At 73.7% G+C, this 5,093-nt stretch carries 6 protein-coding genes; 1 reads left to right on the top strand and 5 read right to left on the bottom strand.

Annotated features, from left to right (window positions below):
- Nucleotides 1–144: 144 nt before the first annotated feature.
- The 3 genes from ACFXA3_RS34980 to ACFXA3_RS34990 form a co-directional block, all read right to left on the bottom strand.
- Nucleotides 145–921, bottom strand: coding sequence for a putative protein N(5)-glutamine methyltransferase (locus tag ACFXA3_RS34980; protein ID WP_385193789.1), 777 nt, complete (start codon nt 919–921; stop codon nt 145–147).
- Nucleotides 922–964: 43 nt separating this feature from the next.
- A complete protein-coding gene (locus ACFXA3_RS34985; RefSeq protein ID WP_385193779.1) occupies nt 965–2,209 on the bottom strand; it encodes a GNAT family N-acetyltransferase in 1,245 nt (414 codons plus the stop codon).
- Nucleotides 2,210–2,278: 69 nt separating this feature from the next.
- Complete coding sequence (locus tag ACFXA3_RS34990) at nt 2,279–2,872, bottom strand: AmfC protein (RefSeq protein ID WP_385193781.1); 594 nt, start codon at nt 2,870–2,872, stop codon at nt 2,279–2,281.
- A 161-nt stretch (nt 2,873–3,033) separates the two neighbouring features.
- Between ACFXA3_RS34990 and dtd the strand changes: the two genes are divergently transcribed.
- The gene (gene dtd / locus ACFXA3_RS34995; RefSeq protein ID WP_073920883.1) at nt 3,034–3,459 is read left to right on the top strand and encodes a D-aminoacyl-tRNA deacylase; all 426 of its coding nucleotides are present in this window, start codon (nt 3,034–3,036) and stop codon (nt 3,457–3,459) included.
- Nucleotides 3,460–3,500: 41 nt separating this feature from the next.
- Here the strand turns inward: dtd and ACFXA3_RS35000 are convergent, their stop codons facing one another.
- Nucleotides 3,501–4,469 (bottom strand): YgfZ/GcvT domain-containing protein, encoded by a 969-nt coding sequence (locus ACFXA3_RS35000; protein ID WP_385193784.1) that lies wholly within the window; start codon nt 4,467–4,469, stop codon nt 3,501–3,503.
- Nucleotides 4,470–4,502: 33 nt separating this feature from the next.
- Nucleotides 4,503–4,958 carry a Fur family transcriptional regulator gene (locus tag ACFXA3_RS35005; RefSeq protein ID WP_385193786.1) on the bottom strand — a complete coding sequence of 152 codons (456 nt, stop codon included), beginning with the start codon at nt 4,956–4,958 and terminating at the stop codon, nt 4,503–4,505.
- Nucleotides 4,959–5,093: the final 135 nt, after the last annotated feature.

A 5,093-nucleotide genomic window follows, 5' to 3' on the forward strand; every position in this document is an offset into this window, starting at 1 on the left:
CTCAAGCTACCCCCACACACGCGCTTTTCTCTGTGGGTCTGGGGGGCTCGGTGTTGTGTTTCAGAGACTGGTCCGGGAGCGGACTCGGTGGGCCCGCCGGACCGGCCGCTCCCTCGCCACGGCCCTCGTGACCCCCGAGCTCCCCTAGGCCGCGCGGGTGGCGATGGCGATCGTGGCCGCGTGTTCCTCCGAGGTGGCCGCGCGGACCGTCAGGCCCGCCGCCGAGAGGGCCGAGGCCGTCTGCGGGGACTGGCGGGCGCTCGTCTCGATCAGCAGTCTGCCGCCCGGTGCCAGCCAGGGCAGGGCCCCGGCCGCGACCCGGCGGTGGACGTCCAGGCCGTCCGCGCCGCCGTCCAGGGAGGTCAGCGGCTCGTGTTCGCGGGCCTCCGGGGGCAGCAGCCCGATCTCCCGGGTCGGTACGTAGGGGGCGTTGACCACCAGGAGGTCCACCCTGCCGCGCAGCGAGTCGGGGAGCGCGGCGTACAGGTCGCCCTCGTGGACCCGCCCGCCGTACGGGGCCACGTTCAGCCGGGCGTACGCCAGTGCCACCGGGTCGATGTCCGCGGCGTGCAGTTCCACCCGGGGGCCCAGCTGCGCCGCGACCGCCGCGCCGAGCGCGCCGACGCCGCAGCACAGGTCCAGGACGACGGCGTCGGGCCGGGCCAGGGCCACGGCCTCCCGCACCAGGAACTCGGTGCGCCGGCGCGGTACGAACGCCCCCTCGCCCACGCGCACGCGCAGTCCGCAGAACTCCGCCCAGCCGACGACGTGTTCCAGCGGTTCGCCGCCGGCCCGGCGGGCCACCAGGTCCGCCAGGTGTGCGTCGTCCCGGGCGGCCGCCGTCAGCAGTTCCGCTTCCTCCTCGGCGAACACGCAGCCCGCCGCCCGCAGGGTTTCCACAATCGAAGCCACGTGGCTCAGTCCACTCCTCGGTTCGTTCCGCTAACAGGACAAGACTGCGGGGTCAGAAGACGTCGGGGCACCACGGGCGGCGTGCCGTGCGGAACACCGCGTCCGCCAGCGCGAGCGCCCCGGCCCGCTGCTCCGTGATCCGGCCGAGCTCGCCGAGGCGCACCGCCGATGCGTCGCCGAGGTACAGGGATCCCAGCGCCGAGGCGTCGAGGCGCAGGTCCGCCGGGTCCTCGGTGCGCGTGCACTCCCCCGTGCCCGCGTCGAGCCGGTAGCGGCCGGCGGCCGGCCCGGCCGGGTCGGTCACGTCGAGTACGAGGACCCCGGGCACGGCGTAGGTCCGCGCGGCCAGCGCCCGTACGACGTCCAGGAGGCGCACCCACAGGAAGTCGGCGGAGGTCACGATCCGGGCGGCGCGCGGGTCGGGCAGCAGCTCGGCGACGAGGTCGTCGGGGGCGCGGTAGCCGGTGCGGACCTTCAGGACCCAGTCGATGGAGCACAGGAAGTGCCACAGGGCGCGCTGCGCGTCCGGGGTGACCGCTATCAGGTCCGTGACCTGCACGGTGTTGAGCGGGACCTTGCCGTCCGTCCAGTGGCTGTCGGACGTGTACGCGACGAGGCCGGCGGGCTCGCCGTCCGCCGTCCGGTACACGGCGTGGAAGTGGCTCTTGTACGGGCGGCCGGACATCTCCTCCAGCCCGGTGGCCAGGCTCCACCAGCGCGCGGTGCGGTCGACCGTGCCGGGCGAGAGAGCCCGCAGCCGCTCGTGCAGTCCGGGGCCGATCGTCCGCGCCTCGGCGACGTCCACCAGCTCGATCCGGCCGCCGCATCCGGGCCCGGCCCAGCGTGCGTCGAGCCCGGTGCGGCTCACGTCGATCTCCCACTCGGAGACCGCGGCGGCGGGCCCGAACCCGTACCGTCCGTAGATCGGGTACTCGGCGGCGATCAGGGTGGCCACGACGTCGCCGCGTGCGGTCGCGGCCGCCAGCTCGGTGGCCATCATCCGGGTCAGCAGGCCGCGCCGGCGGTGCGTGGGCAGCACGGCGACGTTGGTGACGGCGCTCGCGGCCACCGACGCCCCGCCGGGAACGGTCAGCTCCTGCGCGAAGGAGCGCAGGGTGGCCACGCAGCGTCCCGTGTCATGGTCGAAGGCGCCCAGCGTGCGGTCCGGGTCGGTGTGCTTGGCCCGCTGGGCGAGGTCGGACTCGGTGACGGGGTCGGGGCGCAGGAAGCCGGTGTTCACGGCCCTGAGCCACTCGGGGAGTTCGGATTCGGCGATCGGCCGGACGTCTGCGCTCATGACCGGCCACGCTAAACCGCCGCCCCGGCGCGAGTCGCCCGAATTTACCCGCGCCGACGGGCCGCCGGACTAGGCGAGCAGGTCGTCCACTTGCGCCTCGCCCTCCCGGTAGCGGCGGGTGATCTCCGCGCTGCAGTCGTCCGCCGTGCGCTGGAGCTGCTGGCGGCGCCGCGAGACCTGCTGCTCGTAGCGGACCAGGCGGCCCATCGCGTCGTGGAGTTCCCCGTCGGTGCGGGCGTCGAGGTCCGACAGCTCGACGTCGGACAGCATCTCCGCGGCCAGCAGCCGGAACTCCTCGCTGTGCGGGGTGCCGAGCGTGACGTGCCGGGCGGAGGCGCTGCGCCGCGAGGGCGCGTCGGCGAGGATCTCCGAGAGCCGGTCGACGACCGGTGGCTCCGGGGTCACCGGTGCCTCCGGATCGCTGCGCCGGGCCAGTTCGGCGCGCAGGATGTCGATCCGGCCCTGGAGGAGCCTGCGTACGTAACTCAGGTCGGCTTCGTCGCGCTGCGCTTCCCGGCGCAGCGTGCGGAGTTCGGGCAGGCCGAGCGCGGTGGCGGGCGTGGTCGGCGCCTGCTCCTCGCCCGTGCGCTGCGCGGGCGGTCGGACCGCGGCTGTCGGAGTGGCCGCGGGTGATGCAGGTACGGAGGTACCAGAAGTGTTCATGTGACGTGTCCGTCCCCTCGACCGGTGCATGGGGTCGCCCCCGGCCCACAGGACCGGGGGGAAGCACCGCCTGCGTGCATCGTGCCACTCTCCGTGGTGCGGATGCAGTCCCACTCCACCCGATCGGCCCCTGATGGGTGCACGCCTGGTACACAGGTGGTATGCGAGCAGTGGTGCAGAGGGTGGACGGCGCGAGCGTCGTGGTGGCCGGCGAGACCGTGGGCGAGATCGTCGGCGAGGGGTTGTGCGTGCTGGTGGGGGTGACCCACGACGACACCCCGGAGAAGGCGGCGCAGCTGGCGCGCAAGCTGTGGTCGGTGCGCATCCTGGAGGCGGAGAAGTCCTGCAGCGACGTGAACGCGCCGCTGCTGGTGATCTCGCAGTTCACGCTGTACGGAGACGCCCGCAAGGGCCGGCGCCCCACGTGGAACGCGGCGGCGCCGGGCGAGGTCGCCGAGCCGCTGGTCGACGAGGTCGTCGCGCAGCTGCGCGCGCTGGGGGCGACGGTGGAGACGGGCCGGTTCGGCGCGGACATGCGGGTCTCGCTGACCAACCACGGCCCGTTCACCATCGTCATCGACGTCTGAGACGCCCGGGGCGTCCGAAACGCCGGAGACCGCCCGAGCGGTCAGGGGGCTACGACGACCTCCTGCGCGGCTGCCGTCGTACCGGCCAGCAGCGGGGCGTCGACCGGCACGTTCCGCTTGACCAGGGCGAGCGCGATCGGGCCCAGCTCGTGGTGGCGGACCGCGGTGGTCACGAAGCCGAGCTGGCGGCCCTCCTCGCCGTCGGCGGCGAGCCGGATCGGGGTGCCGTGCGCCGGGAGCAGCACTTCGGAGCCGTCCAGGTGCAGGAAGACGAGGCGGCGCGGGGGCTTGCCGAGGTTGTGGACGCGGGCCACCGTCTCCTGGCCGCGGTAGCAGCCCTTCTGGAGGTGGACGGCGGTGCCGATCCAGCCCAGCTCGTGCGGGATGGTCCGGTGGTCGGTCTCCAGGCCGAGCCGCGGCCGGTGCGCCTCGACGCGCAGGGCCTCGTACGCGAGCAGGCCCGCGGCGGGGCCGTGGGAGGCGGCGAAGGCCTCCAGTTCGGCGCGGGGCAGGAACACGTCGCGGCCGTGCGCGGTCTCCCGTACGGGGTGCTCCTTGGCGACCTCGGCGATGGAGCCGGCCGGCAGGTGCACGACGGCGAAGTCGGCTGTCCGGTCGGCGACTTCGACGCGGTAGAAGAACTTCATCGACTCCAGGTAGGCGATCAGCGCGTCCTGGGTGCCGGGCTCCACGTGCGCCCAGACGGTCTCGCCGTCGTCGACGAGGTAGAGGGCGTGCTCGATGTGGCCGTTCGCGGAGAGGATCAGCGCTTCGGTGGCCTGCCCGGGCGGCAGCTCGGTGAGGTGCTGGGTGAGCAACAGATGCAGCCAGCTCAGCCGCTCCGGTCCGGTGACGGTGACGACCCCGCGGTGCGAGAGGTCGACGAAACCGCGGCCGTCGGCGAGCGCGCGCTGTTCGCCGTACAGCTCTCCGTAGTGGGCGGCGACGCCCTCGTCGCGGCCTTCGGCCGGTACGGCGCCGGGGAGATGGAGCAAGGGGCTGCTGGTCATGGCACCCAGCCTACGACCCTGCCCGGGCGGCTCCTATGCCGGAGCGGCGTGCTGTTTGGCGGCGCACTTCTTGCAGAGCCCGAAGATCGCGAAGTGCTTCATGTCGGTCTCGAAGCCGAAGGTGGCGCGGAGCTTCGCGGTGAACTCGGCGGCGATGTCCACGTCCGCCTCGATCACGTCGGTGCATTCGCGGCAGACCAGGTGGATGTGGTGGTGCCGGTCGGCGAGGTGGTACGTGGGGGCCCCGTGCCCGAGGTGGGCGTGCGAGACCAGCTTCAGCTCCTCCAGGAGCTCCAGCGTGCGGTAGACGGTGGAGATGTTGACCCCGGAGGCGGTCTTGCGGACGTGGGCCAGGATCTCGTCGGGCGTCGCGTGTTCCAGCGTGTCGACGGCTTCCAGCACGAGCTGGCGCTGCGGGGTCAGCCGGTATCCGCGCTGCCGCAGGTCGCTCTTCCAGTCGGCACTCTCGGTGTCTCCGATGCTCCCCACCCGGCCAGTGTAAGCGCGGGGAGGGGGGGCCCGGGCCCCCCCCCCCGCGCCCCCGCGCCAGCGACACCTCGGGAGAAAGGACGTGGGGGTCGGGGGGGTGGGGGGGGGGTGGGGGGCCCGGACCGCGGGGAACCA

Source organism: Streptomyces sp. NPDC059456 (genome assembly GCF_042750055.1).
Classification (GTDB): Bacteria; Actinomycetota; Actinomycetes; order Streptomycetales; family Streptomycetaceae; genus Streptomyces.

Coding starts and splice junctions, on each gene's coding strand:
- ACFXA3_RS34985 (WP_385193779.1), bottom strand. CDS start 2,209: ATGAGCGCAGACGTCCGGCCGATCGCCGAATCCGAACTCCCCGAGTGG.
- ACFXA3_RS35000 (WP_385193784.1), bottom strand. CDS start 4,469: ATGACCAGCAGCCCCTTGCTCCATCTCCCCGGCGCCGTACCGGCCGAA.
- dtd (WP_073920883.1), top strand. CDS start 3,034: ATGCGAGCAGTGGTGCAGAGGGTGGACGGCGCGAGCGTCGTGGTGGCC.
- ACFXA3_RS34990 (WP_385193781.1), bottom strand. CDS start 2,872: ATGAACACTTCTGGTACCTCCGTACCTGCATCACCCGCGGCCACTCCG.